Origin of the sequence: Devosia ginsengisoli (assembly GCF_024707105.1) — a bacterium.
In the GTDB taxonomy this organism is placed as follows: domain Bacteria; phylum Pseudomonadota; class Alphaproteobacteria; order Rhizobiales; family Devosiaceae; genus Devosia; species Devosia ginsengisoli_A.
Genome location: NZ_JANQAJ010000006.1, coordinates 373,041 through 399,578 on the forward strand (window position 1 = coordinate 373,041; position 26,538 = coordinate 399,578).

Below are 26,538 nucleotides of genomic sequence, written 5' to 3' on the forward strand. Positions count from 1 at the left end.
GACTGTCGGCGCTACCGTGATGCCGCCGGAAGGCCAATACCCTTATGCGGGCATGGCCTCCCGGCTCGTATCTCAATCCATCAGGACGACCTTGGTCTCCAGGAACTCGGCCATGCCGAAACGACCATATTCGCGGCCATTGCCGGATTTCTTGTAGCCGCCGAACGGCGCCTGCAGGTTCTGCGCGGGATAATTGACCGAGACCATGCCGGTGCGCAGCCGCTTCGCCACCGCCATGGCAGCATCGCGATCGCGGCCCTGCACATAGCCGGCCAGGCCGAATTCGGAATCATTGGCGATCTCGATTGCTTCATCCACATCGCGGTAGGTCTGCACAGCCAGAACCGGACCGAAGACTTCCTCATGCCCGATGGTCATGTCGTTGGTGACGCGGCCGAAGGCGGTCGGACGAACGAAATAACCACGGTTGAAACCTTCCGGCTGCCCGGCGCCGCCGCAGATGAGGTCGGCCCCTTCCCGAATGGCGGTGGCGATGAAGGTCTGGATGCGCTGGTACTGGGCCGCGTTTGCAACCGGACCCAGCACGGTATCGGGATCGGAGGGCAGGCCTATCGGCACTTTGGCGGCGCTGTCGCGAATGATCGCCGCGACCTCGTCATAGCGCGCCTCGGGCACCAGCATGCGCGATGGCGCATTGCAGGACTGTCCGGCATTGGTGCACATGGTCAGGAAGCCGCGCTTCACCACGGTTGCGAAATCGGCATCCGGGAGAAGGATATTCGCCGATTTGCCGCCCAGTTCCAGCGCCACGCGCTTGACTGTGGGGGCCGCATCGGTGCTGACGGCAATGCCGGCGCGGGTCGAGCCGGTGAACGACATCATGTCTATGTCCGGATGGCGGGACATGGCGCTACCGACCCCGGCGCCATCGCCATGCACCATGTTGAAGACACCGGGAGGCACGCCGGCCTCTTCGAGGATTTCGGCCAGAATGATGGCGTTGAGCGGAGCCACCTCGCTGGGCTTGAAGACGATGGTGCAGCCCGTGGCCAGGGCCGGCGCCACCTTCACCGCGATCTGGTTCAGCGGCCAGTTCCAGGGCGTAATCAATCCGGCCACGCCAATAGGTTCATAGAGCACCAGGCCATTGCCGACGCGCTCTTCGAAGGCATAGCTTTTCAGGGCCTCGATCGCGGCCAGGAAATGATCACCACCGCGCGGCGCCTGCAATGAGCGCGACAGCGAGATCGGCGTTCCCATTTCACGGGAGAGCACCTCGGCAATCTCGTCCTGCCTGGTGCGATAGACCTCGACGATCCGCTCCAGCAGGGCCAACCGCTCGGACACGCTGGTCGCGGCATAGGCGGGGAAAGCGGCGCGGGCCGCCGCCACCGCCCTGTCCACATCCTCGGAATTGCCGGCGGGGACGCGCGCAAAGGCTTCACCGCTGGCCGGATCGACCACCTCGATATGCCCCTGGCCCGACGACGCCTGCCATTGGCCGGCAATGTAATGCTGGTGCTCCCGCTCGGATTTCATGCTCTAGCCCTTCAGCGCAATGGTCACGAGAAAGGCCCGTTCGACACCCTCAGGCAGGTCCACCCGCAGGCGGATGAAATGGCCGAATTCGCGCAGGCGAATGAAGGACAAGGCATCACCGGGCAACAGGTCGAGCGTGCTGCCCTCGTCGCACCAGCGGATGCCATCGGGGAAACCTGCACATGGGCCTTGCCCTGCTGGTCTCCCTCATCAAGGCCGCGCGCAAAGAGCTGCGCCTCCAGGGCCCAGCCGGCTTCATAGGGTTCGCTGACGTCATCCAGCCGCCAGGCCTCTCCGCGGGTCAGGGTTGCGACGGTTGAAGTCAGCATCAGAAGTCTCCGGAAAGCAGGACGGAATCGACGAAAAGGAAGGAGCGCTTGTCGCTGTCGGTTTCGACGAAGAAGCCGATATTGAGCATGCAATCGAGGTTGGCCCAGGGCTCCATGCGCATCACGCCCATGCCCGATACGTCGAATTCACGGTCGTTGAACTGGAAGCTGGTGAAGCTCATGTCGCGCAAGTCGACGCCGACCTTGAGATATTGCCAGTTCATCTTGGTGGGCAATTCGTTGTAGCAGGTGTCCTGCCGGCCATCGGGCACATCCTCCCAGCCATGGGGGTAGAGATGCTGCAGCGAGCGCGTGCGGGCGGAGGAAGAGACGACATTGTCGTCGGCCGTCTGCTGCTTGAACTGCCAAGTATGCTTGAGCTCGCCATCGAGGCAGTTGAGAAAGCGCAGATGCGGCAGGCCGCGATATTGCCGCGATTGCAGGTCCATGAACATGCCGAAGGACCGCAGGTCCTCGATGGAAAGCACGGCCTCCGAGGGTTCCGGCTTGGCGGCGATATAGGCTTCGAGCTGGATGCGGCCCAGCTTGCGGAAGGTCATCCGCTTGAGCGCCAGGTTCATGGCGCCCTTGATCGGCCTTGTGGCGATCTTCATGGCATAGGGACCACTCATCGCGCCATGCGAACCGCTGTCCCAGCCCACCGCGGTGGACAGCATCGGCTGGTTCATCGGCCGGAATACCGGCAGCATCTTGGTGAGGGAATCCTCGTAATTGCCAATCAGGCCGATCCAGCCATTCAGCCCGGCACTGAACGTGTCATGGACCAGGATACGGCCCAGAGGATCGAACTTGTCCAGTTGGGGATCGGCGAAACGGTGCGGATAAGGCTGCATCAAAAACTCCTGATTGGCCGGATGCATTGCGATCAGCCCTTCACGGAACCGGCCATGAGACCGGCGACGAGGAACTTCTGGAAGAAGATGACCAGGGCGATGACGGGTGCGAGCTGCAGCGTTGCCGCGGCGAAAAGGACACCCCATTGGGTGCCGGCAACCGAGTCCATGATGTTGGACACGATCAGCGGCGCGGTAACGGCGCGCGTGCTCGAGAAGATGAAGGCGAAGAGATATTCGTTCCAGGCATAGACGAAGACAAAGATGCCACCGGCAATCATGCCCGCTGTCGCCAGCGGCAGGATGATGCGCAGGAAGGTCTGGGTGGTGGAGGCGCCATCGACCCGCGCAGCTTCGTCCAGCGTGGGCGGAATCTGGTCGATGAAGACCTTCATCATCACCGAAAGCATGGAGACCCAGAAGGCCGAATAGAGGACGATCAGCAGGATATGGGTATCGCTGAGCTTGAGGGCGTCGGCGATGGGAAAGAGCGGCAGCGACACGACGATGGGTGGCACCAGGCGCACCAGGATCGCAAAGAAGGCGCTGGCCGCAAGCAGCCGACCGCGCTGCCGGGAATAGACATAGCCCGCCAGGGTGCTGGTGGTAACGGCGAGCGCCGTGGCTCCCAGCGCCACGATCAGGCTGTTGCCCATATTGGGCAGGAATTGCGGAAAGGTCGCGAAGAGCTGGGTGTAGTTGTCCAGCGTCACATCCAGATTGAAGCGCCGTGCCGGCGAGAAGATGTCGCGCTCCGGCCGGAACGAGCTGAGAACGATCAGCAGGATGGGTCCCAGGGACCAGACACCGAGCATGCCGATGGCAAGGCCCCGCAGCAGCGTGGCGCGCAGATCAGTCTTCATTGCGGAACCCCGAGCGATAGACGTGATAGACGTAGAAGGATGCGAGCAAGAGGGCGCCGAGAACCATCAGCCAGCCCGTGGCGGCGGCCATGCCGAATTCGTTGTAGCGGAAGGCATTTTTGTAGAGGTAGACCGCCATGACCTCGGTGGTGCGGGCCGGCCCGCCCTGGGTCAGCAACCAGACCTCGCTGAAAATGCGGAAGCCGAAAATGTAGCGGAAGATGATGGCGATCAGGATCGCCGGCATCAGAAGCGGCAGGGTGACGAGCCGGAAGCGCTGCCAGGGCCGCGCGCCATCGACCCGCGCCGCCTCGCCGAGGTCGGCGGGAATGGCGATCAGGGCCGCATAGATGAGCAGGAAGCTGAACGGCAGGTGCAGCCAGACGCCGATCATCGATACCAGCACCAATGCTTCGATGGGATTGGTGGCCCAGTTGGGCACGTAACCCAGAGCCGAAAACAGGCCGGTCAGGATGCCGATATCGGGCTCGAGCATGAAGCGCCATGCGAGCACGGCCACCACTTCGCTGACGGCGTAAGGCGCCAGGATCATGGCCATGAGCACGCCCCGGCCGCGCTTGACGCTCTGGAACAGCAGGGCCACGCCAATGCTGAGGATGATCTCAACATAGACCACGATATTGACCACGATCAGCGTATTGACCAGCGAGCGCCAGAATGTGGGATCCGACAGGATAGCCGCGTAATTGGCCCAGCCGACAAATTCGGGGGCCGCGCCATAGCTCGATTCCGTGAAGCTCAGCCACAGCACATAGAGAGACGGCAATGCCAGAACCAGGATGAGCTGGAGCTGCATCGGCGCCAGCATCAGCAAGCCCCCGAAGCGCCTGCGCTGCGCGGCTATTCCCATCGCTTTACCCACCACTTATCGCCAACATATAATATAGGTTAGATTTTCAGATAACACGTCGCGGCCAGATAACACAGGCCATTCCGCTGAAATCGCGCCGAAACTAGCAAGGAAATTTGCAGAGTCAACACTTGACTTATGATATAAGTTGGCATTCTCTGCGGCTCGCATGACCAACGCGGTCCAGCCGCCAGGGAGGAATTCGGCAATGACAAGACGCAGGGCTTACGCCACCACATTGATCGCGGCGGGCGCCGCACTCGCCAGCACAATGGCAATTCAGGCTGCGGACCTGACGGTGCTGACCCATGCCGCCATTCAGGGATCCGTCACGGGCACCAGCGGCACCGGTGGAGATGTCCTGGCGGGCTGGCAGCAGGAAAATGACGTCAACCTCAACTGGATTACGGCCGATATCGCGCCGCTGCATGATCGCCTGATGCGGGAAACCAGCCTCTCGTCTACCAGTATCGATGTCGGGTTTATCCTCGATTCCTATGCCACGCAGGCGGCTTTGTCCGGCTTCGAACCGCTCGATGACTGCCTTGCCGGTCTAGACCTCAGCGATATTCCGCAGACCTTCCTCGACCAGGTGCGCCAGGACGGCCAGTTGAAGGCCCTGCCCATCCGCCACGCAACCACGGCTTTGCACTACAACAAGGCGCTGCTGGCCGAGCATGGCATCGACGCGCTGCCCGACACGTTCGAAGGCCTGATCGAGGTCGCCAAGACGCTCAGCGGCAAATCGGACGATGGCACGCCGGTCTATGGGCTTTCGATCGACGGCACCAATGCGGGCGGTACCTACAACCTGCTGATGGCCTATGGCGCGACGCTGACCGACGCCCAGGGGCAGCCTTCGACCGATGTCGAGGCGCTGACCAATGCCTATGCGGCGCTGGCGGACCTCTATGCGGCGGGCGCCCTACCCTCCAACTTTACCGCCATGGGCATCGACCAGATCACCCAAGGCGTCTGGCAGGGCCGCATCGCCATGGCGGTGCAGCCCTTCAACCGCTACCTTACCTATAACGATGCCTCGAAATCCGACTATGCGGGCCAGGTCGATGTGGCTGCCTTCCCGGCCGCCGAGGGACAACCCTCTCCCTATGTGGCCCGCACCACGGTATGGTCGGCAGTGATCCCGGCGAATAGCCAGAACAAGGAGCTGGCCTGCGACTTCGTTCGGCAACTCGCCGATCCGGAAAATGTCGTGCTGATGACGCTCAACGGCAACGGGCCGGTGCGCACCGATGCCTATCTCGACCAGCGGGTCATCGACGCCATCCCCTATGCGCAGGCCGAACAGCAGGCGGTGCTGGGCGCCCAATTCGTTATCGCCCCCTTCGACCAGATCGGACGCGCGCAGGACATGTATCTGGAAAACATGCAGGCCGCCGCGCTGGGCCTCAAGACGCCGGAACAGGCGGCAGCCGATACGCTGGCTGCCATTGTCGAGGCGACGAGCAACTGAAGAAAAGCGGGCCTGGCAACGGGCCCGCTCCCACCTAAGGACAGAGATTTTCCATGGCAGACCTGCGCGCTATCTGGGCAAACGGCGGCACCGTTCTCAACTCGTTCATCAACCTGCCCGGCAGCTTTGCGACCGAGGTCATGGCCTGCGCAGGCTTCGACAGCCTCACACTCGATCTGCAGCATGGCATGGTGGAGTTCGCCGACGCCATTCCGGCCTTCCAGGCGATGAATGGGTGGGATGTTGCACCTCTGGCGCGCATTCCCGCCATCGGTTCGCCCCTGACCGGCAAATTGCTCGATGCGGGCGCTGCGGGCCTGATCTGCCCGATGATCGAAACCGCCGCTGATGTGCGCCGCTTCGTGGCGGACAGCCTCTACCCGCCGGATGGCCATCGCAGTAATGGCGCCACGCGTGCCGTCTTGCGCCACCAGCCGGGCATGTATCAGAAAAGCGCCAATGACGACGTGATCCTGCTGCCGATGATCGAGACGGCAGCGGCCCTGCGCAATGTCGAGGAAATCGCGGCCGTGCCCGGCATAGCCGGACTCTATCTGGGCCCAACGGACCTGGCCTTCACCCTGGGCCTGGAACCCAAGGGCGACAATACCACGCCCCAGCTCATGCAGGCCTATGCCGATGTCATAGCCGCCGCTAATCGCAACGGCATCATTGCGGCGCTGCATTGCGGCACGCCCGAATTCGCCCGGCGAGCCGTGGAGATGGGCTTCCGCATGGTGACCATCACAGCGGATAGCGGATTGCTGCTCAATGCGGCGCGCCATGCCGTAGCCAGCTTCCGCGCAGCGTAGTCACTCAAGCAGGAAAGACCCCAATGGCAACGCTCCAAATCGACAAAGCCGTCAAGATCTACGGCGCCCATGAGGTTCTGCACGGCGTTTCGCTCGACGTCGCCGATGGCGAGTTCGTGGTGCTGGTCGGCCCATCGGGCTGTGGCAAGTCGACCCTGCTGCGTATGATCGCCGGGCTGGAAGATATTTCGGGCGGCAAAATCTCCATAGCGGGCCGGGTCGTCAACGAGCTGGAGCCCAAGGAACGCAAGATCGCCATGGTGTTCCAGTCCTATGCGCTCTATCCGCACATGACCGTCGCCCAGAATATGGGATTTTCGCTGAAGCTCGAAAAGGCGCCGGCGGACAGGATCAAGCAGGAGGTGCAGCGCGCCGCACAGGTGCTGCAGTTGGAAGCCCTGCTGGATCGCTATCCGCGCCAGCTCTCGGGCGGGCAGCGCCAGCGCGTGGCCATGGGCCGCGCCATCGTGCGCAATCCGGACATTTTCCTCTTCGACGAGCCCCTGTCCAATCTCGACGCGAAGCTGCGCGTGACCATGCGCGCCGAAGTGAAGGCGTTGCACCAGCGCCTGGGCACGACAACGGTCTATGTGACCCACGACCAGATGGAAGCCATGACCATGGCCGACACGATCGTGGTCATGCGCGATGGCCGGATCGAACAGGCCGGCAAGCCGCTCGATCTCTATAATGCTCCCCAGTCGCTATTCATTGCCGGGTTCATCGGCTCGCCGGCCATGAACCTGATCTCGGGTCAGTACACGCATGCCGGCGGGGCTCCGGGCTTCGTGACCGGCAATGGCGCCATCTGGCCCCTGCCCGCCGATTGCATGGGCCAGAACGGCCAATCCATCGTCTTTGGTATCCGACCGGAACATCTCGATATCGCCGAGACTGGCGATATTGCCCTTGATGTCACCGTGGTGGAGCCGACCGGGGCGGAAACACTGATCCATGGCCGCGTGGGCGAGGATGAGTTGATCGTCAATATCCGCGGACATCTCGATATTGCGCCCGGCCAGACATTGCGCCTCGCCCCGCAGGTGGACCGCATCCATGTCTTCGACCAGCAAACCGCCCGCCGCCTCCAGGCTGGCGATTGACAAGAACCGGCACGGCCAACATACCCATGAACAGCATGTGAGAAAGCCCGGCATGTCCGATGCAATAACCAGGGATGATGAGGAAAAGCGCCCCTCGAACCTGACCGCGCAGGTGTATAATGCGCTCTGCCGCGCTGTCCTTCGGGGCGATTATCCCATCGGGCAATCCCTGCCATCGGAAGGCGAGCTTGCCGCCCGTTTCGAGGTCAGCAAGCCAGTCATCCGCGCCGTGCTGCAACAATTGTCGGCGCTCGGCGTCATCGAAATCCGCCAGGGTAAGCCGAGCATCGTCCGCCGGGTCTCGCCACGGCCGCTCGAATATTTCTTCTCTTTCGCCATGATGGAAACCGAGAACGGCCTGATGGAGGCGGTGCAACTGCGCCGCGGGCTCGAGACCTATATCGCCCAGCGGGCCGCCGAGCATATCAAGGTGTCGGACCTCAAGAAGCTGCGGGAAACCATCAAGACGATGGAAGCGGCGCGCAACGATTCCGAAGCCTTCATTGAGGCCGACCTGGCCTTTCACATGACACTGGCCGAGGCCAGCGACAATCGCCTGCTGATGTTCCTGGTGCAGGCCCTGCGCGGTACGATCCACGAGACGGTCCGCATGCTGCATGTGCGCGGCATGCTGCCCGACCGCTCGGCCACCATTGCCCGGCATGTGGCCATCGTCGACGCCATCGCCGCCAGCGATCCAGAAGCGGCCCGGCTTGCCATGTCGGCCCATTTCGACGCCAGCGAAGAACGGACGATGGGATCGAGCTTGAAGGGGCCGATCATGCTGGAGCCGGAGCAAATTATCGATTTCCTGGAGCGCGAGAGCAGCTAGCTCACTTGTCAGCGCTTTGAGCGATTGGCGGTTGACATTCGGGCTGGTCGCGGTAACGTTCCCACGACGATGGATCCAGTAGAAGGTCCGTCGAGGGATGAGTCATGAGCAAGAGCCGCAATCGTCGGCCGACGATCATCGATGTGGCTGAGCGTGCCGGGGTGTCCAAGAGCACCGCGGCGCGGGCACTGACGGGCTCGTCCAACATTACCGAAGAGACGCGCGCGAAGGTGGTGAAGGCCGCCGCGGCCGTGGGCTATGAGCGCAACCACCTGGCGGTGGGGATGCGCTCGGGGCGCTCGGGCATGCTGGGGCTGGTCATCCCCGATATCACCAACCCGTTCTGGGCCGACGTGGCGCGCGGCGCGCAGGATCGGGCGACGAAAAGCGGCGCGTCGCTACTGGTGTTTTCGTCGGACTGGGACCCGGAGGCCGAGGCGCAGCATTTGCGGACGCTGCGGCAGGCGCGGGTCGATGGCGCGATCATCAATCCGGTGGCCGACAATTTCGACGACCTGGACCGGTTCGGCCTGCCCTTCGTGTTCATCGGTTCGAGCGCCGAGCGCTTTGCCGATGTGTCGAGCGTGGGCTCGGACATTACCCAGGCGGTACGGCTGGGGCTGGACCACCTGGTCAGCAAGGGCCATCCCGCACCCAGCCTGATCCTGGGACCGAAATCGCGCCTGGCGCGGGCGCGCTTCCTGCGCGCGGTGCATGAGCATTGCGTGGAGCGCGATATCGATCCGGCCATCCTGGCCGTCGAGGATGGGGAATATACGGTGGAAGGCGGGCGCGTGGCGATGCGCCGGCTGCTGGAACGGCCGCATGTGGGCCATGTCTCGGTGTTTGCCGCCAATGACATGATGGCGCTGGGCGCCATGATGGCGGTGCGCGAAGCCGGTCTCGACTGCCCGCGCGACGTCTCCATACTGGGCTTTGACGGCATTCCCTCGGGGAATTCGCCTGGCCGGGGCTGACCACGGTGGCCAAGCCCGGCCGCGATATCGGCGAGCGGGCGGTCGAGGGACTTTTCGACGAAATCGAACACAAGCCGGAACACCGGCGCATCTTCATGCCGTGCCGCCTGATAGAGCGAGGCTCACTCGCCGATCTTTCGGCACAAAACCCCCAACGCGTGTCGGGGGCAGGGAGGGTCTGACATGGTTGCCAAGGACGAGCAACGGATCGTTACTGCCCTTGCGGATGGGAACGTTCCCGCACGAGGTTCGGAGTCCGTTGTGGGCTCGGAAACGGTTAGCATACAGGGCGAATTCGCTAACACACTGTTAGCATCGACGCCCGGCCTGCGTGAAAAAGGTGCGGCAGTGGTGGCCCTATTACGCGATGATGGCGCCGGGGCTGATCTTCTTCTTCATCTGGCATTACGTGCCGATCTGGGAGGCCAAGATGGCCTTCGAGCAGGTGCGCATCATTCCGCCCAATATCTGGGTGGGGCTGAAGAACTTCCAGGTGCTGTTCGCCTCGCCCATCTTCTACCAGGTGCTGGCCAATACGCTGATCATTTCGGGCATGAAGATCCTCTTCGTGTTCCCGGTGCCGATCATCGTGGCCCTGCTGCTCAACGAAGTGCGCAGCAGCAAGCTGCGCGGGGCGGTGCAATCGGCGATCTACCTGCCGCATTTCCTGAGCTGGGTGGTGATTGCGGGCGTGTTCATCGCCCTGCTCTCCCCCACCGATGGCGCGGTGAACCAGATCGGGCAGGCCATGGGCTTCCAGCCGGTCAACTACATGACCAATACCGGCACGATCCGCTGGGTGCTGGTGGTGTCGGAAATCTGGCGCTCGGCGGGCTGGGACAGCCTGCTGTACCTGGCCGCGATCTTCGCCATCGATCCGCAGCTCTATGAAGCCGCCGAAATGGACGGCGCCAATCGCTGGCAGAAAATCTGGCACGTCACCATTCCGGGCATCGTGCCGACCATCGCCACGCTGTTCATCCTCAATATGGGGATGTTCCTCAGCGCCGACCTCAACCAGGTCATCAACATGCAGAACGACGTCAATGCGTCGACCATCGATATCATCGACACCTATGTCTACCGCATGGGACTCAGCACCGGCGAATATGCGCTGGCCACGGCCGCCGGCCTGTTCAAGGCGGTCATCGGCATGGCGCTGGTGCTGATCAGCCATTTCGTCAGCAAAAGGCTGACCGGCAAGGGGGTGTGGTGATGGCCAGCCAATCGCGCCGCACCCCGCTCGAGCGGGTCGAATATGTGCTGATCGTCTCGACGCTGCTGCTGCTGGTAGTGTTCACCCTGCAGCCGCTGCTGAACCTGCTGGCGCTGTCCTTCACCGACCCCAGCAAGGTGGCCGGCTTTTCCGGGCTGTCGATCTTTCCCGACGGGTTTTCGCCCGAAGTCTGGCTGTTGCTGCTGCAGCATCCCAATGTGCAGCGGGGCATTTTCAACTCGGTGTGGATGACCGCCACCAGCGTCTGCATCGGCGTGTTCGGCACCGCACTGATGGCCTGGGGCATGTCGCGGCCGGGCCTGCCGGGGCGGCGCATCATCTTCCTGATGGTGCTGATCACCATCGTGTTCGAACCGGGCATCATTCCCGATTATTTCCTGATGAAGCGGCTGGGCCTGCTCAACACGCCCTGGTCGGTCATCATGTATAAGGCGATCAGCGCCTGGTACCTGATCATCCTCATCCGGTTCTTCGAGGAAATTCCCAAGGAATTGCTGGAAGCGGCGGAGCTGGACGGGGCCAATCCGTTCCAGACCTTCTTCATGGTGGTTTTGCCACTGGCCAAGCCGGCTTTGGCCACCATCGCGCTGTTCTATCTGGTGCTGCACTGGAACGAGTTCTTCCGGGCGATGATCTACCTCAACGACCAGAGCAAGTGGCCCTTGCAGGTGGTGCTCCGGCAATTCGTCATCGAGGGCGACAAGATTGCCATCGTGGGCGCCAATAACGTCAACAACAATCTGGGCCTGGCGCAGATCAATATCCGCGCGCTCAAGGCCGGGATGATCCTCATCACCATCCTGCCCATCCTGGCGATCTATCCGCTGATCCTGAAGTTCTTCACCAAGGGCACGATGTCGGGAGCGCTGAAGGGATGAGGTTGCTGGTCGAACATTCCGTGGGCAATGGCCCGGCAATCGCGAGCCTGGCCAAGACCCCCTCATCCGTCTCGGCCTGCGGCCGATCCACCTTCTCCCACGAGGGGAGAAGGGAACCGACTGAGGGCTCTCGGCTCCATCCCCTTCTCCCCTCGTGGGAGAAGGTGCCCGAAGGGCGGATGAGGGGGCGGCACCAATTCAACCAATTCCGCGCAAGCGGTGACGACTAAAACCAAAAACCAAGGAGGAACGACCAATGACTTTGAAGAAAGCACTGCTGGCGACGACTGCCATGGCGGCTTTGGGCGCGATGGCCATGCCGGCCATGGCCCAGACCACGTTGCGGCTGGTCAGCAAGGACCTGCTGACCACCAACCCCGATGACGTCAAGGAAATCGAGGCCATCGAGGCGGCGCTCAAGGCGCAGGGCACCGATGTCGATATCCAGATCGTCGACCTGCCCGGCTCGAGCTATGCCGATGCGCTGGGCGTCATGCTGTTGTCGGGCGACATCCCTGATATCATGTATTTCCAGGGCGGCGACCAGAAGATGGCCGAACAGGGAATCCTCGAAGACCTCAATCCGTGGATCGAGCAATCGGCCCATATCAAGGATGCGCTGTGGCCGCACAATGTCGACCGCCTCGCCAACTATCCCTACCTGCTCTATGTCTACCCGCCGCGCGCGCCGCAACCGGTGATGCGGCAGGACTGGCTGGACCAGCTCGGGCTGGAGCCGCCCAAGACGGTCGACGAATATGAAGCGCTGTTCCAGGCCATCCATGACGCCGATCTCGACGGCGACGGCGTGACCGGCAATACGCTGGGCCTGACCGGCTATGGCAATACGTCGGAGCTGGATTCGGTGTTCAACCAGGCGTTCGGGGTGACCGGCACCTGGATGAAGGATGCCGATGGCGCCTGGGTCAGCGCGCGCGTCACCGATGCCGAAAAGGCAAAGATCGAATTCTATGCACGACTGGCCAGCAAGGACCTGTTCGACAAGGAATTCGTGACCAATACCTGGGACGTCAAGGAAGACAAGTTCTACACCGGCAAGGCCGGCGTGATCTTCGGCTCCTCGCCCGAGGTCATCGATATCTATACCGGCAAGATGCGCCAGGCCCATCCGGGCGAGGAAATCGACCTGGCCCTGCTGCCGGTGCCCTCGGGCCCGGGCGGACAGGGACTGGCTGCGGTCAATGTGTCCAAGGAAGAGCGTGGCTGGACCATCTCGTCGCTGTCGGAAAACAAGGAGGCGGCCTTTGCCGTGCTCGACTTCATGGCTTCCAAGGAAGGCCAAGATATCGACCGCATGGGCTTTGAAGGCGTGCATCACACGACCGATGCCAGCGGGACGGTGACCTATACCGACCAGATTTCGACCTGGTATGCCCGCTTCTTCAACGCCGCCAACTGGACCTCGCCCACCCCGCTGCTGTCGCCCACGGCGCAGCAGGCGCTGGACAACCTCAAGAGCGACTTCACGGCCGACAATGCCTTTGTGTGGCCGTCGGACTATGCCGCCGACGTGGACGCCACCGAGCAGGTCTATCGCTCGTGGGTGGCCCGGTTCGTGACCGGGGAAGCGAGCCTCGACCAATGGGACCAGTTCGTCAGCGAGTATAACGCTGCCGGTGGTACACGCATGGCCGAATATGCGGCGAGCGTGCTCCAGTAAGGACGACTGAGGGAGGCGCGGGGCCCGTGGCTTCCGCCTCCCTCCCCTCCGATGGGGAGGGAGGCGCTGAGCTTCCAGCTCAGTGAACAAGTTGAATGAAGAGAACAACATGACCCAATCCCTCCAATCCCGTGTTCGTGCCATGTTGCATGGCATCGCCCTGGGCGATGCGCTCGGTGCGCCGGTGGAGAAGCTGTCGGCAGCCGACATTCGCCAGCGCTATGGGCGGGTGACTTCGCTCGATACGGAATGGCACAAGATGAGCCTCGACGCGGCGGCGCGGAACGGGCGGGTGCGCGGCAATGGCATCGTGACCGACGATACGCTGATGACGCTGGCGCTGATGGATGTCTATGGCGAGGCGAAACGGCATCTCGACGCCTGGGACATGGCCGATGGCATGGTGCGCGAAATTGCCTGGAAGCCGCGCTGGGTGCCCGAATTGCAGCGCGAGGCGATGCTGATCGACCGGCTGTTCTATCCGGAAAAATGGATTTTCCAGCGCCACCAACTGGCCAATTGCGACCCGCGCCAGGGCGGGATCGGCAATATGGTGAATTGTGGGGCGGCCATGTATATCGCGCCGATCGGCGTGGTGAATGCCGCCAACCCCAAGGCGGCTTATGACGAGGCGATCGCCTTTGCCGCGGGGCACCAGGAAAGCTACGGGCTGGAAGCGGCCGGCGTGATGGCCGCCGCGGTGGCGGCGGCTTTCGTGCCAGGGGCCGATATCGACTCCGTGGTGAATACGGTGCTGACTTTGGCCAAGGACGGCACGCGCGCGGCCATTGCCGATATTGCCGGGATTGCTCGGCAATTGCGCGGTACAGGGGCCGATCACGCCAAGGTTTGCGAAGCGTTCCACGAGGCCATTGCCCGCTATTCCGTCATGGGCGACGACGTCAACCACATGCCCGAAAAGGTCGGGCGGCTGACCGACGCCTATCGGCCGAGCCGGCTGATGGCCATCGAGGAACTGCCGCTGGCTTTGGGCTTCTGCCTGTTCAACGCGGGCGATTTCCGACGCTCCATCGAAGACGGCATCAATTCGGGACGTGACACCGATTCCATTGGGGTGATGGCCGGGGCGATCCTGGGGGCGCTGCATGGCGAGGCTGTGATCGCCGACGCGGATCGGGCCCTGCTCGACAGCGCCAACCGGCTGGACCTAAGGGCTTCGGCCGATGTGTTTGCCGCGACGGCCATCGCCATTCTCGTCGCCGACCGCGCTGACGCCGATGCCCGCCGGGATGCGCTTGGCGCGCTCGGTGTCGGGCAATGACTGAATCAGTAGCCCTCATGGTGAGCCTGTCGAACAATGAGGGCGTGGCACCCCCAATCCTCCACTCGCTCAACCTCGTGGTTCGACAAGCTCACCATGAGGTTTCTGGACTATCGCGGTACGCCCGCGCATCGGAACTGAAAGAATAGCCATGCTCTCGGAAATCCAAATCCTCGAAAAGATCTATGCCGGCTTTATCGGCAAGGCCATTGGCGTGCGCCTGGGCGCCCCGGTGGAGCCGACCATCTGGAGCTATGAGCGCATCCAGAAGACCTATGGCGAGGTGACGCAATATCTGCGCGATTTCAAGAATTTCGCCGCCGACGACGACACCAATGGGCCGGTCTATTTCATCCGGGCCCTGCGCGATTACGGGCTGAAGGCGACGGCGGCCGATGTGGGGAAGACCTGGCTCAATTATGCCGCCGAGGAGCATGGCATGTATTGGTGGGGCGGGTTCGGGGTTTCCACCGAGCATACGGCCTATCGCAATTTGCGGGCTGGCATTCCGGCGCCGCAATCGGGCTCGATCGCGCAGAACGGCACCACGGTGGCCGAGCAGATCGGCGGGCAGATTTTCATCGATAGCTGGGGCTGGGTGAATCCGGGCAATCCCAAGCGGGCGGCGGAGATGTCGGCCATGGCTGCGAGCGTGGCGCATGATGGCGACGGGCTCAATGGCGCCCGCTTCTGCGCAGCGGCGATTGCGGCGGCGTTCGAGGCCAAGTCGATCGACGAGATCGTCGAGACGGCTCTGGCCACGGTGGACGCCGGTTCGACTTATGCCAAAGTGTGCCGGGCGGTGATCGACTTCCACAAGGCCAATCCCGATGACTGGCGGGCCTGCCGCGACATGCTCACATCACACTGGGGCTATGACCGCTATCCGGGCGTCTGCCACATCATCCCCAATGCCGGGGTGACCATCATGGCCATCCTCTATGGCAAGGGCGACCTGCCGCGCACGGCCGAGATCGCCACCATGGCGGGCTGGGACACCGACTGCAATGCGGGCAATGCAGCGGCCATCGTCGCGACGTTCCAGGGGCTGCATGAGGGCTGGGACAAGTATCGCAAACCGATCAACGACTTCCTGGTGGCGTCGGGCATAGTGGGGTCGATCAATATCGTGGATATCCCCAGCTTTGCGCGGGAACTGACGGTGCTGGCACTGCAACTGGCGGGACGGGGCGTGCCGGCGCTGTGGCTGGAGGATTTCACCCGGCGCGGGCTGCGCTTCGATTTCGACCTGCCGGGCTCGACGCATGGTTTCCGCACCGAGGGCTTCAACCAGATTTCGCTGCGCCATTCGGGCGAGCGGCATGTCGAGGGCTCGCGCGGGTCGCTGGAAATCCAGCTCGACCGGCTGGAGCGCGGCCAGGGCGGACGGGTGTTCTGGAAGCCGTTCTACCGGCGGACGGATTTTGACGACGAGCGCTATCGACCGATGTTCACGCCGGTGGTGGATGCGGGACAGACTGTCAGTTTCAAGCTGTGGCTCGACCCGTGGAATGGCGACGGCAATCTGCGCGTGGCGCCCTATGTGCGCAGGACGATGAGCGGGGCCATCGAGGAGACGGGCGCATGGGACGTGCCGTCGGCCGAGGGGTGGCAGGATTATAGTTTTGTCGTGCCCGAGGGGGTGGAAGCGATCGACGAGATCGGCATTTCCATCGAATATTTCGGGCGGCTGAAATTCCTCGGGCGGCTGTTCCTGGCCGATTTCAAGGTCGAGGGACGGGGGCGTACGGTGATCGAACCCCAGACCGAGACGCAGGAATGGGGCGCCATTACCCGCTTCACCTATAATCGCGGGCACTGGACCAAGCAGAATGGCCGCATTCATGGGCACGCCTCCGGCGATGCCGATATGTGGACCGGGCATTATTATGCGCGGGACGTGACTGTCAGCGCCGATATCCAGCGGCTGTCGGGCATTTCGCAACTGGTGACGGCGCGGGTGCAGGGCACCGGACGCTTCTATGCCGCCGGGTTCGAGGGCGATGAGGTGGTGATCATGAAAGAAGACTTCGGCAGCACCGTGCTGGCCCGCGCGCCGTTCAAGGCGGAGACGGGCAGAAGCTACCAGTTCACCTTCAGCGTTGAGGGGGACAAGCTCGGCTTTGCCGTGGACGGCAAGGCGCTGATCACGGCCAGCGACAGCGCCTATGACTATGGCATGGCGGGCATTCGGCTGGCTTCGGCCGGGCGGATGAGCGTCGGCAGGATCGAGATCGTCGAGACGGCGTAAGCCGCAAGGAGGACCAGCATGTCGGAAATCGAACTCAAGCAGGTCGGCAAGCGCTATGGCGATGTGACGGTGCTGCGCGACATTTCGCTCGAAATGGCCGATGGCGAATTCGTCGTGCTGGTCGGGCCTTCGGGCTGCGGCAAGTCCACATTGCTGCGGATGATCGCGGGGCTGGAGGACATCACTTCCGGCCAGATCACTATCGGCGGCAAGGTGGTCAACAACATGCCGGCCAAGGAGCGGGACATCGCCATGGTGTTCCAGAGCTACGCGCTCTATCCGCATATGAAGGTCGCCGACAATATGAGCTTTTCGCTGCGGCTGGCCGGCGCGCCCAAGGCCGAAATCCGGCAGCGGGTGGCGGAAGCGGCGGAAATCCTCGGCCTCGAAAACCTGCTCGACCGGCTGCCGCGCGAACTCTCGGGCGGGCAAAGGCAGCGCGTGGCCATGGGCCGTGCCATTGTGCGCAATCCGCGGGCGTTTTTGTTCGACGAGCCGCTGTCGAACCTCGACGCCAAGCTGCGCGTCAAGATGCGTGGCGAAATCAAAAGGCTGCATCAGCGGCTGGGCAAGACCATGGTCTATGTGACGCATGACCAGACCGAGGCCATGACCATGGCCGACAAGATCGTGGTGCTGAATGGTGGGCGGATCGAACAGGCCGGGGCGCCGCTGGAACTCTACAATAATCCGGCGAACCTGTTCGTCGCGGGGTTCATCGGCTCGCCCGAAATCAACCTGTTCGAAGCGCGCTATGCGGGCGGCGACGCGGTGACCATCAAGGGCGGACAATCCATGCCGCTGGGCACGGCGCTGGATGTGGCTGATGGCACCGAGATCGTCTATGGCGTGCGGCCGCAGCATATCACGCTGGGGGCGGCGGGCGTGCCGTCCACGGTGCTGGTGGTGGAGCCGACCGGGGATGCACAGGAAGTGCTGGCGCGGGTGGGCGAAGAGGATATTTCGGTCGTGGTGCGGGACCACGCTCTGCTGGAGCCCGATGCGGCGATCAACCTGGTGATCGATCCGGCCAAGGTGTTCATCTTCGACAAGGCCACGGGGCTCAGGATCAAGTGATGCTCGATTTCCTCATAGCCCTCATGGTGAGCTTGTCGAACCACGAGGGCGTGGCATCCAAGTCTCCACTCGCCCGACCTCGTGGTTCGACAAGCTCACCATGAGGTCTCCAGTGGTTTCGGAGGCCCCATGACCTTCACCAGCAAGCATTTCGACCCTGCCGCCACCGGCCCGCTGACCGGCATCCGTGTGCTCGACCTCAGCCGGCTGATGGCCGGGAACATGCTCAGCCTGCAACTGGCCGATTTCGGCGCCGATGTGGTCAAGATCGAGCCGCCCGAGGGTGATCCGCTGCGGGCGTGGAAGGATGACGGGCATAGCCTGTTCTGGAAAACCTATGCCCGCAACAAGCGCTCGGTGATGCTGAACCTGCGGCAGGCGCCGGCCATGGCCGCCTTGTGGAAGCTGGTCGAAACCGCCGATGTCTTCATCGAGAATTACCGGCCGGGTACGCTCGAAAAGATGGGACTGGCGCCTGAAAAGCTGCTGGAACGCAACCCCAACCTGATCGTGGTGCGCATTTCAGGCTTCGGGCAGACCGGACCCTATGCGCAATATCCCGGCTTCGGCACGCTGATCGAGGCGATGAGCGGCTTTGCCGACCGCACCGGCTTTCCCGACCGCGAACCGGTACTGCCGCCGCTGGCTTTGGCCGACATGGTGGCGGGCATCTATGGCGCCTCGTCCACGATGATGGCGCTCTATGCGCGGCAGGCGGGCACGGCGCGGGGACAGGTGATCGACCTCAGCCTGCTGGAGCCGATGTTCTCGGTGCTGGGGCCGGAAGCGGCAATCCATGCGGTGACCGGCAAGGTGAAACAGCGGGCGGGCAGCGCGTCCAACACCGCCTCACCGCGCAATGTCTATCGCTGCAAGGACGGCAAATATCTGGCGCTGTCCGGCTCGACGCCGGCGGTGGCGCGGCGGATTTTCGAGATTATCGGACGCGCCGACATGAATGACGATCCGCGCTTTGCCAGCAATTCCGACCGGGTGAAGCACCGGGCTTTGGTGGATGAGGCGATCGGGGCGTGGTTCGCTACGCGCGACAGCCATGAGGCACTGGAGACGATGCGGCAGGCCGGGGCGACCGTTGGGCCGATCTACAATATTGCCGACGCCATGGCCGACCCGCATTTCGCACAGCGGGAGATCATCGTTTCGGCCGAGGACGAGACGTTCGGCGCGTTGCCCATGCACGATATCGTGCCGAAAATGTCTGGCACGCCCGGGGTGTGGCGGCTGCCGGCGCCGGAGCTGGGGCAGCACAATGCGGAGGTGTTGCGCGAAGCGGGGCTGGACGCCAACGCCATCGCCGAGGCCGCGCCATGATCCGCTCGCTGCTCTATGTGCCGGCCCATTCGGAACGCTTCATCGCCAAGGCGCATGAGCGAGGCGCCGACGCGATCATTCTCGATCTCGAAGATGCGGTGCCGCCGGAGCACAAGGCGACGGCGCGCGAAGGGCTGGCGGAAAGCGTGAAGGCAGTGGGCCGCAATGGCGCACGGGTCTTCGTGCGGATCAATGCCGGGGAACTGGCGCGCGAGGATGCGGCGGCGGCCTGCCGTGCGGGGGCCGAGGGGCTTTACGTGCCCAAGGTGCGCGACGCGCAGGGCCTCGCTGAACTGGCGGCGTTCCTGCATGAGCTGGAAGTGCCGCTGCGGCGCGAGGCCATGAGCTTCGTGCCGGTGCTGGAGGACCCCGGGGCTATTCTTGATGCGCGGCTGATCGCGCGGGCGCCGCGCGTGCTGGCGCTGGCGACGGGCGGCGAGGACCTGGCGCTGGCCATGGGCGGCACGCCGACGCCGGATGTGCTGCGACTGCCCAAGCTGCTGGTGCATTATGCCGCCAAGGCCGAGGGCGTGCTGTCGTTTGGATTGCTGCGCTCGACGGCCGATTATGCCGATAGCGACGGGATCGTGGCCGCGGCGAAGGAAGCGCGGGCGCATGGTTTCGATGGCGCGGCCTGCGTGCACCCGGCCGTGGTGCCGCTGCTGAATGCGGGGTTTGCGCCGGATGCGGCGGAGCTGGCTTGGGCGCGGCGGGTGGTGGCAGCGGCGGAAGGTGGAGACGGCGCATTCGTGGTGGATGGGAAGATGGTGGATGCGCCGGTGATTGCACGGGCGCGGAGGCTGTTGGGGTAGACCGCAACCGTTTCAGTCGTCTCCCTCCCCCTTGCGGGGAGAGATCAAGGGTGGGGGATGTTTACCCCCGATATCCGGGCCAAACGCCACCCCCTCCCAACCTCCCCCATCAAGGGGGAGGAGTCGCCCCGGTGGGTGGGGTGGCAGCGCGGCAATCCTCAGATCGGATAGTGAATCGGCCCGTCCTGCACGGTGATCCAGCGCAGTTCGGTGAATTCGGCTATGCCCGCCTTGCCGCCGAAGCGGCCGTAGCCGGAGGCCTTGACGCCGCCGAAGGGCATTTGCGCTTCGTCATGTACGGTGGGGCCGTTGACGTGGCAGATGCCGGATTCGATGCGGGCGGCCACGCCCATGGCGCGGGTGACGTCGCGGCCGAAGACGGCGGCGGAAAGGCCATATTCGGTGTCGTTGGCGACGCGCACGGCTTCATCCACGCTGCCCACACGGATCACCGCCACGACCGGGCCGAAGGATTCGTCGCGATAGAGCTTCATGCCTGACGTGACCCCATCGACCACCGTGGCCTGCATGATGGTGCCGTCAATGCCGCCACCAGCGGTGACGCGGGCGCCCTTGGCCACCGCATCCTTGATCAGCGCATCGATGCGCTGGGCGGCGGAGAGATCGACGAGGCAGCCGAGCGGCGTATTGCCTTCACGAGGATCACCGGCCTTGAGCGAAGCGGCCTTGGCATTGAGCGCGGCGACGAACTGGTCGGCGACCTTCTCATCGACCACGATGCGTTCGGTCGACATGCAGATCTGGCCCTGGTTCATATAGGCGCCGAAGGCGGCGGCGGCGACAGCCTGTTCCAGGTCGGCATCGTCCAGCACGACGAAGGGAGCCTTGCCGCCCAGTTCGAGCAGAGCGGGCTTGAGATTGCGGGCGGCGACTTCGGCAATGTGGCGGCCGACGCGGGTGGAACCGGTGAAATTGACCCGGCGCACCGCCTTGTGGCCGATCAGCGCCTCGACCAGTTCGGGCGCATCTTCGGGCGCATTGGACACGACATTGAGCACGCCTTGCGGCAGGCCAGCTTCGAACAGGGCGTCGGCAATGAGGCGATGGGTGCGCGGGCAAATCTCGCTGGACTTGAAGACCACGGTATTGCCGCAGGCCAGCGGCGTTGCCAGCGAGCGCACGCCGAGGATGACCGGGGCATTCCACGGCGCGATGGAGAGGACGACGCCGGCCGCCTGGCGGATGCCATAGGCGGTGGAGCCGGGGCGGTTGGACGGGATGATCTCGCCGGTTATCTGGGTGGTCAGCGACGCAGCTTCGCGCAGCATTTCGGCGGCGAGCATGACGTTGAAGCCGGCCCAGCCTGCTGTGGCGCCGGTTTCGGCGCCCATGGCGGCGATGAAATCATCCGTGCGGGCATCGAGCCGGTCGGCGGCGGCGAGCAGGATCTTGCGGCGAGCGGCGGGGGCCGTCCTGCTCCAGCGGGGGAAGGCGGCGGCGGCGGCATCGGCGGCGCGCAAAGCGTCATCCACCGTCGCGGCGGCGGCGCGGGTGGCCAGTTCCCCGGTGATCGGATTGTTGCGGGTGAACGTGCCGCCACCGGTGGCTTGGGATTCCTCGTTGTTGATGAGCAGGCCGAGATCGGTCATGGGGACACTCCGTTTTGTACTGGTGGCGCTGCGGCGCCGAGGAAGGCTTGCTGCACGGCGGCGTCGCCACGCAGGGCATCTGCTGTGCCTGATCCGGTGATGCGGCCGGCTTCCATAAGGTAGCCGCGCTGGGCGATGGCAAGGCTGGCCTTGACATTCTGTTCGACCACCAGCAGGGCAATGCCGGTCTGGCCGATGCGGCCGAGGGCGGCGAAGAGTTCCGAGGTGACGATAGGCGCGAGGCCCAGGCTGGGTTCGTCCAGCATGAGCAGGCGGGGGCAGCTCATCAGGGCGCGGCCGATGGCGAGCATCTGCTGCTCGCCGCCCGACATGGTGCGCGCGACCTGGCTCTGCCGTTCGCCGAGGCGCGGGAAGAGATCGAGCACGAGGGCGCGCTGGCGGGCTTCGTGCGGGCGGGCATGGCGGACATAGGCGCCGAGTTCGAGATTTTCCGCCACGGTCAAATCACCGAAAATGCCGCGGCCTTCGGGAACCAGCGCAATGCCGGCTTCGAGGAATTTGTGAGCCGGGCGGCCGAGCAGGTTGGCATCGCCAAGGGTGATGGCGGCGCCGGGCGCGGGGCGGACGAGGCCGGCAATAGATTTGAGCAGGCTCGACTTGCCGGCGCCATTGGCGCCAAGCACGACCACGGTTTCGCCATCGGCCACGGTGATGGAGACATCATCGAGGGCGAGATGCTTGCCGTAATGCAGGGAGATGGGGCCGGCGCTAAGCATGGTCTTCCCCCAGATAGGCGCGGATGACTTCAGGATCGGCCAGCACTTCCGATGTGGGGCCATCGGCGATTTTCGTGCCGGCATTCATCACCACGCAGCGGGAGCAGAGAGCCCGCACGGCATCCATGACATGTTCCACGAGCAGGATGGTAATGCCGCGCTGGCGGAGCGAGGTGATGAGGTCGATGCCGGCGCGGAGCTCGGTGGGGTTGAGGCCGGCCAGCCATTCGTCGAGCAGCAGCAGTTTCGGATCGGAGGCCAGGGCGCGGGCCAGCTCCATGCGTTTCAGATCGATATAGGTCAGGCTGTCGGCCGGCTGGTCGGCGCGGCCGGCCAGGCCCACATCGGCGAGGAGGGCACCGATGCGGGCCTCGGCGGCCTTGCCCCAGACCGGCTCCTTGCGGAAGGCCAGGGCGGCCAGCACGTTCTCGCCGACGCTGAGGGAGGGCAGGGCGCGAACGAGCTGGAAGGTGCGGGCGACGCCGCGATGGGCGATGCGCTCGGGGCCGAGCGTGCTGATCGTGTCGCCGGACAGGGCGATGGCGCCATCCGAGACCGGCAGATAGCCCGAGATCATGTTGAGCGCGGTGGTCTTGCCCGAGCCGTTGGGGCCGAGCAGGCCGACGGTTTCGCCCGCGGCCAGATCGAAGGTGAGGCCATTGACGGCGGTGAGGCCGCCGAAGCGCTTGGTGACATTGTGGAGGGACAGCAGGGTCATGACTGCACCGCCTTGCGGGTGAGACGGGACCAGAGGCTGTCGCCGGCCGCCAGCACGCCATTGGGCAGCACGAAGACGATGGCGATGAAGAGCAGGCCCAGGATGATCGAATAGTGGTTGGGGAAGTTGGCCGAGAGCCATTCGAACAGCAGGAAGAGCGGCACAGCGCCGAGCAGCGGGCCGAAGAGTCGGTTGGGGCCGCCCAAGAGGGCCATGATGACGACGAGGAAAGAGGTGGTCGGATTGAACACGATGGACGGCTCGATATAGGTCCAGCGTGGCGCCTGGATGGCGCCGGCCAAGGTCATGATGACGCAGGAGATGGAGAACAGCGTCAGCTTGGTGCGGGTGATGCGCACGCCGAGATGGCTGGCGACGACCGGATCGTCGCCGATGACGCGGAGGGCGAGGCCGATACGCGAGCGGCGGACCCAGAAGGCGATGGCGAGCGTGGCGGCGAGCAAAGCCAGCAATTGCCAATAGATATGCTCCGGCTCCAGCGGCAGGAAGACATAGCGGCCCAGGGTGCGGGTGACGTTGACCTCGTAATAGGTGACGAGCTGGCGCACCAGTTCGGTGAGGCCGAAGGTGAAGATGACGAAATAGATGCCGGCGAGGCGCAGAGTGGCAAGGCCGACGATCAGCGCCACGATGAGGCCGACAAGGGCCGCGACAACAAGCACCAGCGGATAGGGCAGCACATCGGCCAACACGGCGACCGTGTAGGCGCCGAGGCCGAAGAAGGCGACGGTGGCGAGCGAGATATAGCGGGTGGGACCGGAGAACATGGCCCAGGCCGTGGCGAGCACGCCATAGCCGAGAATGCCGATGCCCAGGCCGAGCGGATAGGGGCCGGCAAAGGCGGGCACGAAAGCCAGCGCGACGAGGGCGATGAGGGCGAGAGCCAGTTTCATCATCGCGCCGCCTTTCCGAACAGGCCCTGCGGCCGCACGACGAGCACGGCGAGGAAGATGAGATAGGTGGCGGCCAGCGTCAGGCCGGGATCGATGAAGCTGGCGACCAGCGTTTCGACCAGCCCGAGGATGAGCCCGGCGGCCAGCGCGCCCATGAGATTGCCGACGCCGCCCATGATGACGACGATCAGCGCCTTCATGGTGAAGATGACGCCCATCGTGGCCGAGAAGGTGAGATACATCGAGACCACGACACCCCCGGCCGCGGCCAGCGCGCCACCGATGGCGAAGGCGAAGCGGGCGACGGAATCGACATTGATGCCGACCAGCGGCGCGGAGGCCGGATTGGCGGCGACGGCGCGGATGACGGTGCCGAAGCGGGTGCGCGTCAACATGAGCCAGAGGCCCAGCCCGAAGACCACGGCCAGCACGAAGGCGAGCAGCCTGTTGGCGGCGATGGTGGTGCCCATTATATCGACCGGCACGGCGAGGAAACTGTAGCTCATGAAGCCCGAGCCGAAGATCACCAAAGCCACGCCCTGGATGACGAAGAGCAGGCCGAACGTGGCGAGGATGGAATCGCCCTCCAGCCTGCCCCGATCGCGCGAGCGGCGGGCCAATGGCTGCAGCATGACGGCATAGATCAGCCAGCTCAGCGCGAAGCCGGCGGGAATGACGATCAGCATGCCGAGCAGCGGATTGATGCCCAGGGCGGTGAACAGCACGAAGGCGCCGAAGCTGGCCGCGATGATGATATCGCCATAGGCCAGGTTCATGATGCGCGCCACGCCATATTGCAGCGTCAGGCCCATGGCCACGAGGGCATAGGTGCCCCCGAGGACGAGGCCGGTGAGTATGGCGCTGAAGAGCATATGGGCGCTCCGGTGGTTGGACAGGCACAATAGAACTCCCTCCCCCTTGTGGGGAGGGTTGGGGTGGGGGTGGGCCACGAGCACTGAGCGCGCGGAGGCAACCCCCACCCTCATTCCCTCCCCGCAAGGGGGAGGGAGGCAGATCGAGCTTGCTTAGGCCGCAGGAACCCATGCCGGCTTGGGCACGACCGGATCGCGGCTGCCATCGCGCTCGGTATGGGCCAGGCCGACGAACTTGCCGCCCTGCCACTGGCCGACGGTCCACAGCGCGCGCAACTGGTTGTCGACCAGCTTTACCTTGCCGATGACGGTATCGAATTCGCCACTCGACAATTCGGCGGTGATGGCCTCGCGGTCGAGATCGCCGACCCTGACAATGGCCTGCTGCAGCATTTCCAGGCTCGCATAGGTGATGGCGCTGGCCCAGCTATCGGGGGCCTGGCCATTGAGCGCTGTATGGCGTTCGAAATAGGCGGCGAGCTTTTCGCTGTCGGGGTCGATGCCGCCGACGCCCATGACGCCGTCATGGTTGGGGCCGGCAATGCCCGGATAGATCGGAAAGGCGGTGCCGACGCCGAGATAGAAGACCTTGGGGCTGAAATTGGCGACCACCGATTGCTGGGTCAGCGCGAAAGTATCGGGCGGATAGGAGAAGGCGACGAATGTATCGACGCCGAGGCCCGAGACCTCGTTGATGATGGGCGCGAAATCCGACGTGCCGAGCGGATAGGTCTTGTCATAGACCAGCTCGAACCCGGCTTCGGTAAAGGCGGGCGTCGCGGCCTTGGAGAGGTCGATGCCGAAGCCGTCGGCCACCGAGGCAATCGCCACCTTGTTGTTGATGGTGCCGGCTTCGCGCTGCTTGACCAGCAGTTGCACCAGGGCATTGGCATAATCGTGACCGCCGCCGAGCAGCCAGAAGCTGTGCTTCCAGCGCTTGGCCAGATCGGGCGCCATGTCGGTGACGGCGGTGGCGCCAAGCTGGGGATAGCCGAAGCGATCGAAGGTCGGGCCCGAAGCCAGGTTGGGGCCGGTGCCCCAACTGGGCAGAATAAAATCGGCATTGTCCTGGGTGGCGAGGCGCTCGACGGCGCGCACCAGTTCCTCGGAGCTGGAGCGGTCGTCATATTCGACCACTTCGAGCGGCAGGGTGACGCCCAGCTTGGATAGTTCGAGTCCGCCGGCCTTGTTCACGTCATCCACCCAGAGCAGGTAATTGGGGGTGGTCGAAATGCCGGCGCCGGCGGCATTGGCGCCGGTCTTGGGCACGGCATAGCCGATGCGGATGGCTGTGCGGTCCTGCGCGAAGACCGGCAGGCCGGCAAGGGCGGTAGCCAGGGCGCTGACGCCCATGCCCTGCAAGACGGTTCTGCGGCGAAAAGTGGTCATGACTTGCTCCTCCATGCCCGTCGCTGCGGGCGCTCCCAGATGCGGTTCCGGCTTACTGCCGGTTCCGTCCTTGTCAGCATGGTAGGGCGGGGTTCCAGCAGATAAAATGGACATTACGGAAAGATAAATGTAC

At 64.0% G+C, this 26,538-nt stretch carries 24 protein-coding genes; 14 read left to right on the forward strand and 10 right to left on the reverse strand.

Going from position 1 to position 26,538, the window contains the following annotated elements; translation table 11 throughout:
- Window positions 1–72: 72 nt before the first annotated feature.
- The 4 genes from NVV79_RS05510 to NVV79_RS05525 form a co-directional block, all read right to left on the reverse strand.
- Window positions 73–1,500 carry an aldehyde dehydrogenase family protein gene (locus NVV79_RS05510; RefSeq protein ID WP_303987008.1) on the reverse strand — a complete coding sequence of 476 codons (1,428 nt, stop codon included), beginning with the start codon at window positions 1,498–1,500 and terminating at the stop codon, window positions 73–75.
- Window positions 1,501–1,828: 328 nt separating this feature from the next.
- Entirely contained in the window at window positions 1,829–2,683 is an 855-nt protein-coding gene (locus NVV79_RS05515; protein WP_303987010.1) for a DUF6772 family protein, read from the reverse strand.
- A 32-nt stretch (window positions 2,684–2,715) separates the two neighbouring features.
- Window positions 2,716–3,546: a carbohydrate ABC transporter permease gene (locus tag NVV79_RS05520; RefSeq protein ID WP_303987012.1), complete on the reverse strand. Its 831-nt coding sequence runs from the start codon at window positions 3,544–3,546 to the stop codon at window positions 2,716–2,718.
- Window positions 3,536–4,417 (reverse strand): carbohydrate ABC transporter permease, encoded by an 882-nt coding sequence (locus NVV79_RS05525; protein ID WP_303987014.1) that lies wholly within the window; start codon window positions 4,415–4,417, stop codon window positions 3,536–3,538. Before NVV79_RS05525 ends, NVV79_RS05520 begins: the two co-directional genes overlap by 11 nt.
- A gap of 208 nt (window positions 4,418–4,625) precedes the next feature.
- On the opposite strand from NVV79_RS05525, the gene NVV79_RS05530 reads away from it, so the two are divergent.
- The 14 genes from NVV79_RS05530 (at window position 4,626) to NVV79_RS05595 (ending at window position 20,165) form a co-directional block, all read left to right on the forward strand.
- On the forward strand, window positions 4,626–5,891 hold the full coding sequence (locus NVV79_RS05530) for an ABC transporter substrate-binding protein (protein ID WP_303987016.1): 1,266 nt from the start codon (window positions 4,626–4,628) through the stop codon (window positions 5,889–5,891).
- A 53-nt stretch (window positions 5,892–5,944) separates the two neighbouring features.
- On the forward strand, window positions 5,945–6,703 hold the full coding sequence (locus tag NVV79_RS05535) for an HpcH/HpaI aldolase/citrate lyase family protein (RefSeq protein ID WP_303987018.1): 759 nt from the start codon (window positions 5,945–5,947) through the stop codon (window positions 6,701–6,703).
- Between the two features lie 23 nt (window positions 6,704–6,726).
- Complete coding sequence (locus NVV79_RS05540; protein ID WP_303987020.1) at window positions 6,727–7,806, forward strand: ABC transporter ATP-binding protein; 1,080 nt, start codon at window positions 6,727–6,729, stop codon at window positions 7,804–7,806.
- Between the two features lie 52 nt (window positions 7,807–7,858).
- Window positions 7,859–8,638 (forward strand): FadR/GntR family transcriptional regulator, encoded by a 780-nt coding sequence (locus NVV79_RS05545; protein ID WP_303987022.1) that lies wholly within the window; start codon window positions 7,859–7,861, stop codon window positions 8,636–8,638.
- A 104-nt stretch (window positions 8,639–8,742) separates the two neighbouring features.
- Window positions 8,743–9,615, forward strand: coding sequence for a LacI family DNA-binding transcriptional regulator (locus NVV79_RS05550; protein ID WP_303987025.1), 873 nt, complete (start codon window positions 8,743–8,745; stop codon window positions 9,613–9,615).
- Between the two features lie 5 nt (window positions 9,616–9,620).
- Complete coding sequence (locus NVV79_RS05555; protein WP_303987027.1) at window positions 9,621–9,797, forward strand: hypothetical protein; 177 nt, start codon at window positions 9,621–9,623, stop codon at window positions 9,795–9,797.
- Between the two features lie 149 nt (window positions 9,798–9,946).
- Window positions 9,947–10,831: a sugar ABC transporter permease gene (locus NVV79_RS05560; RefSeq protein ID WP_303987029.1), complete on the forward strand. Its 885-nt coding sequence runs from the start codon at window positions 9,947–9,949 to the stop codon at window positions 10,829–10,831.
- A complete protein-coding gene (locus NVV79_RS05565) occupies window positions 10,831–11,730 on the forward strand; it encodes a carbohydrate ABC transporter permease (RefSeq protein ID WP_303987031.1) in 900 nt (299 codons plus the stop codon). The genes NVV79_RS05560 and NVV79_RS05565 overlap by 1 nt, the downstream gene beginning before the upstream one ends.
- 256 nt (window positions 11,731–11,986) lie before the next feature.
- On the forward strand, window positions 11,987–13,411 hold the full coding sequence (locus NVV79_RS05570) for an extracellular solute-binding protein (protein WP_303987033.1): 1,425 nt from the start codon (window positions 11,987–11,989) through the stop codon (window positions 13,409–13,411).
- Window positions 13,412–13,520: 109 nt separating this feature from the next.
- Window positions 13,521–14,693 (forward strand): ADP-ribosylglycohydrolase family protein, encoded by a 1,173-nt coding sequence (locus tag NVV79_RS05575; RefSeq protein WP_303987035.1) that lies wholly within the window; start codon window positions 13,521–13,523, stop codon window positions 14,691–14,693.
- Window positions 14,694–14,844: 151 nt separating this feature from the next.
- Window positions 14,845–16,944, forward strand: a complete 2,100-nt coding sequence (locus NVV79_RS05580) for an ADP-ribosylglycohydrolase family protein (protein ID WP_303987037.1) — start codon at window positions 14,845–14,847, stop codon at window positions 16,942–16,944.
- Window positions 16,945–16,962: 18 nt separating this feature from the next.
- On the forward strand, window positions 16,963–18,021 hold the full coding sequence (locus tag NVV79_RS05585) for an ABC transporter ATP-binding protein (protein ID WP_303987039.1): 1,059 nt from the start codon (window positions 16,963–16,965) through the stop codon (window positions 18,019–18,021).
- 129 nt (window positions 18,022–18,150) lie between these two features.
- A complete protein-coding gene (locus NVV79_RS05590; RefSeq protein WP_303987040.1) occupies window positions 18,151–19,353 on the forward strand; it encodes a CaiB/BaiF CoA-transferase family protein in 1,203 nt (400 codons plus the stop codon).
- Window positions 19,350–20,165 carry a CoA ester lyase gene (locus tag NVV79_RS05595; protein ID WP_303987042.1) on the forward strand — a complete coding sequence of 272 codons (816 nt, stop codon included), beginning with the start codon at window positions 19,350–19,352 and terminating at the stop codon, window positions 20,163–20,165. Before NVV79_RS05590 ends, NVV79_RS05595 begins: the two co-directional genes overlap by 4 nt.
- Before the next feature lie 158 nt (window positions 20,166–20,323).
- On the opposite strand, the gene NVV79_RS05600 is transcribed toward NVV79_RS05595, so the two are convergent.
- From NVV79_RS05600 to NVV79_RS05625, 6 genes are all read right to left on the reverse strand, one after another.
- Complete coding sequence (locus NVV79_RS05600) at window positions 20,324–21,775, reverse strand: aldehyde dehydrogenase (RefSeq protein ID WP_303987044.1); 1,452 nt, start codon at window positions 21,773–21,775, stop codon at window positions 20,324–20,326.
- Window positions 21,772–22,512 carry an ABC transporter ATP-binding protein gene (locus NVV79_RS05605; protein ID WP_303987046.1) on the reverse strand — a complete coding sequence of 247 codons (741 nt, stop codon included), beginning with the start codon at window positions 22,510–22,512 and terminating at the stop codon, window positions 21,772–21,774. Before NVV79_RS05605 ends, NVV79_RS05600 begins: the two co-directional genes overlap by 4 nt.
- The gene (locus tag NVV79_RS05610) at window positions 22,505–23,230 is read right to left on the reverse strand and encodes an ABC transporter ATP-binding protein (protein ID WP_303987048.1); all 726 of its coding nucleotides are present in this window, start codon (window positions 23,228–23,230) and stop codon (window positions 22,505–22,507) included. The genes NVV79_RS05605 and NVV79_RS05610 overlap by 8 nt, the downstream gene beginning before the upstream one ends.
- Window positions 23,227–24,147, reverse strand: a complete 921-nt coding sequence (locus NVV79_RS05615) for a branched-chain amino acid ABC transporter permease (protein WP_303987050.1) — start codon at window positions 24,145–24,147, stop codon at window positions 23,227–23,229. The genes NVV79_RS05610 and NVV79_RS05615 overlap by 4 nt, the downstream gene beginning before the upstream one ends.
- Complete coding sequence (locus NVV79_RS05620) at window positions 24,144–25,016, reverse strand: branched-chain amino acid ABC transporter permease (protein WP_303987052.1); 873 nt, start codon at window positions 25,014–25,016, stop codon at window positions 24,144–24,146. The genes NVV79_RS05615 and NVV79_RS05620 overlap by 4 nt, the downstream gene beginning before the upstream one ends.
- A 153-nt stretch (window positions 25,017–25,169) precedes the next feature.
- Complete coding sequence (locus tag NVV79_RS05625; RefSeq protein WP_303987054.1) at window positions 25,170–26,405, reverse strand: amino acid ABC transporter substrate-binding protein; 1,236 nt, start codon at window positions 26,403–26,405, stop codon at window positions 25,170–25,172.
- Between the last annotated feature and the right edge of the window lie 133 nt (window positions 26,406–26,538).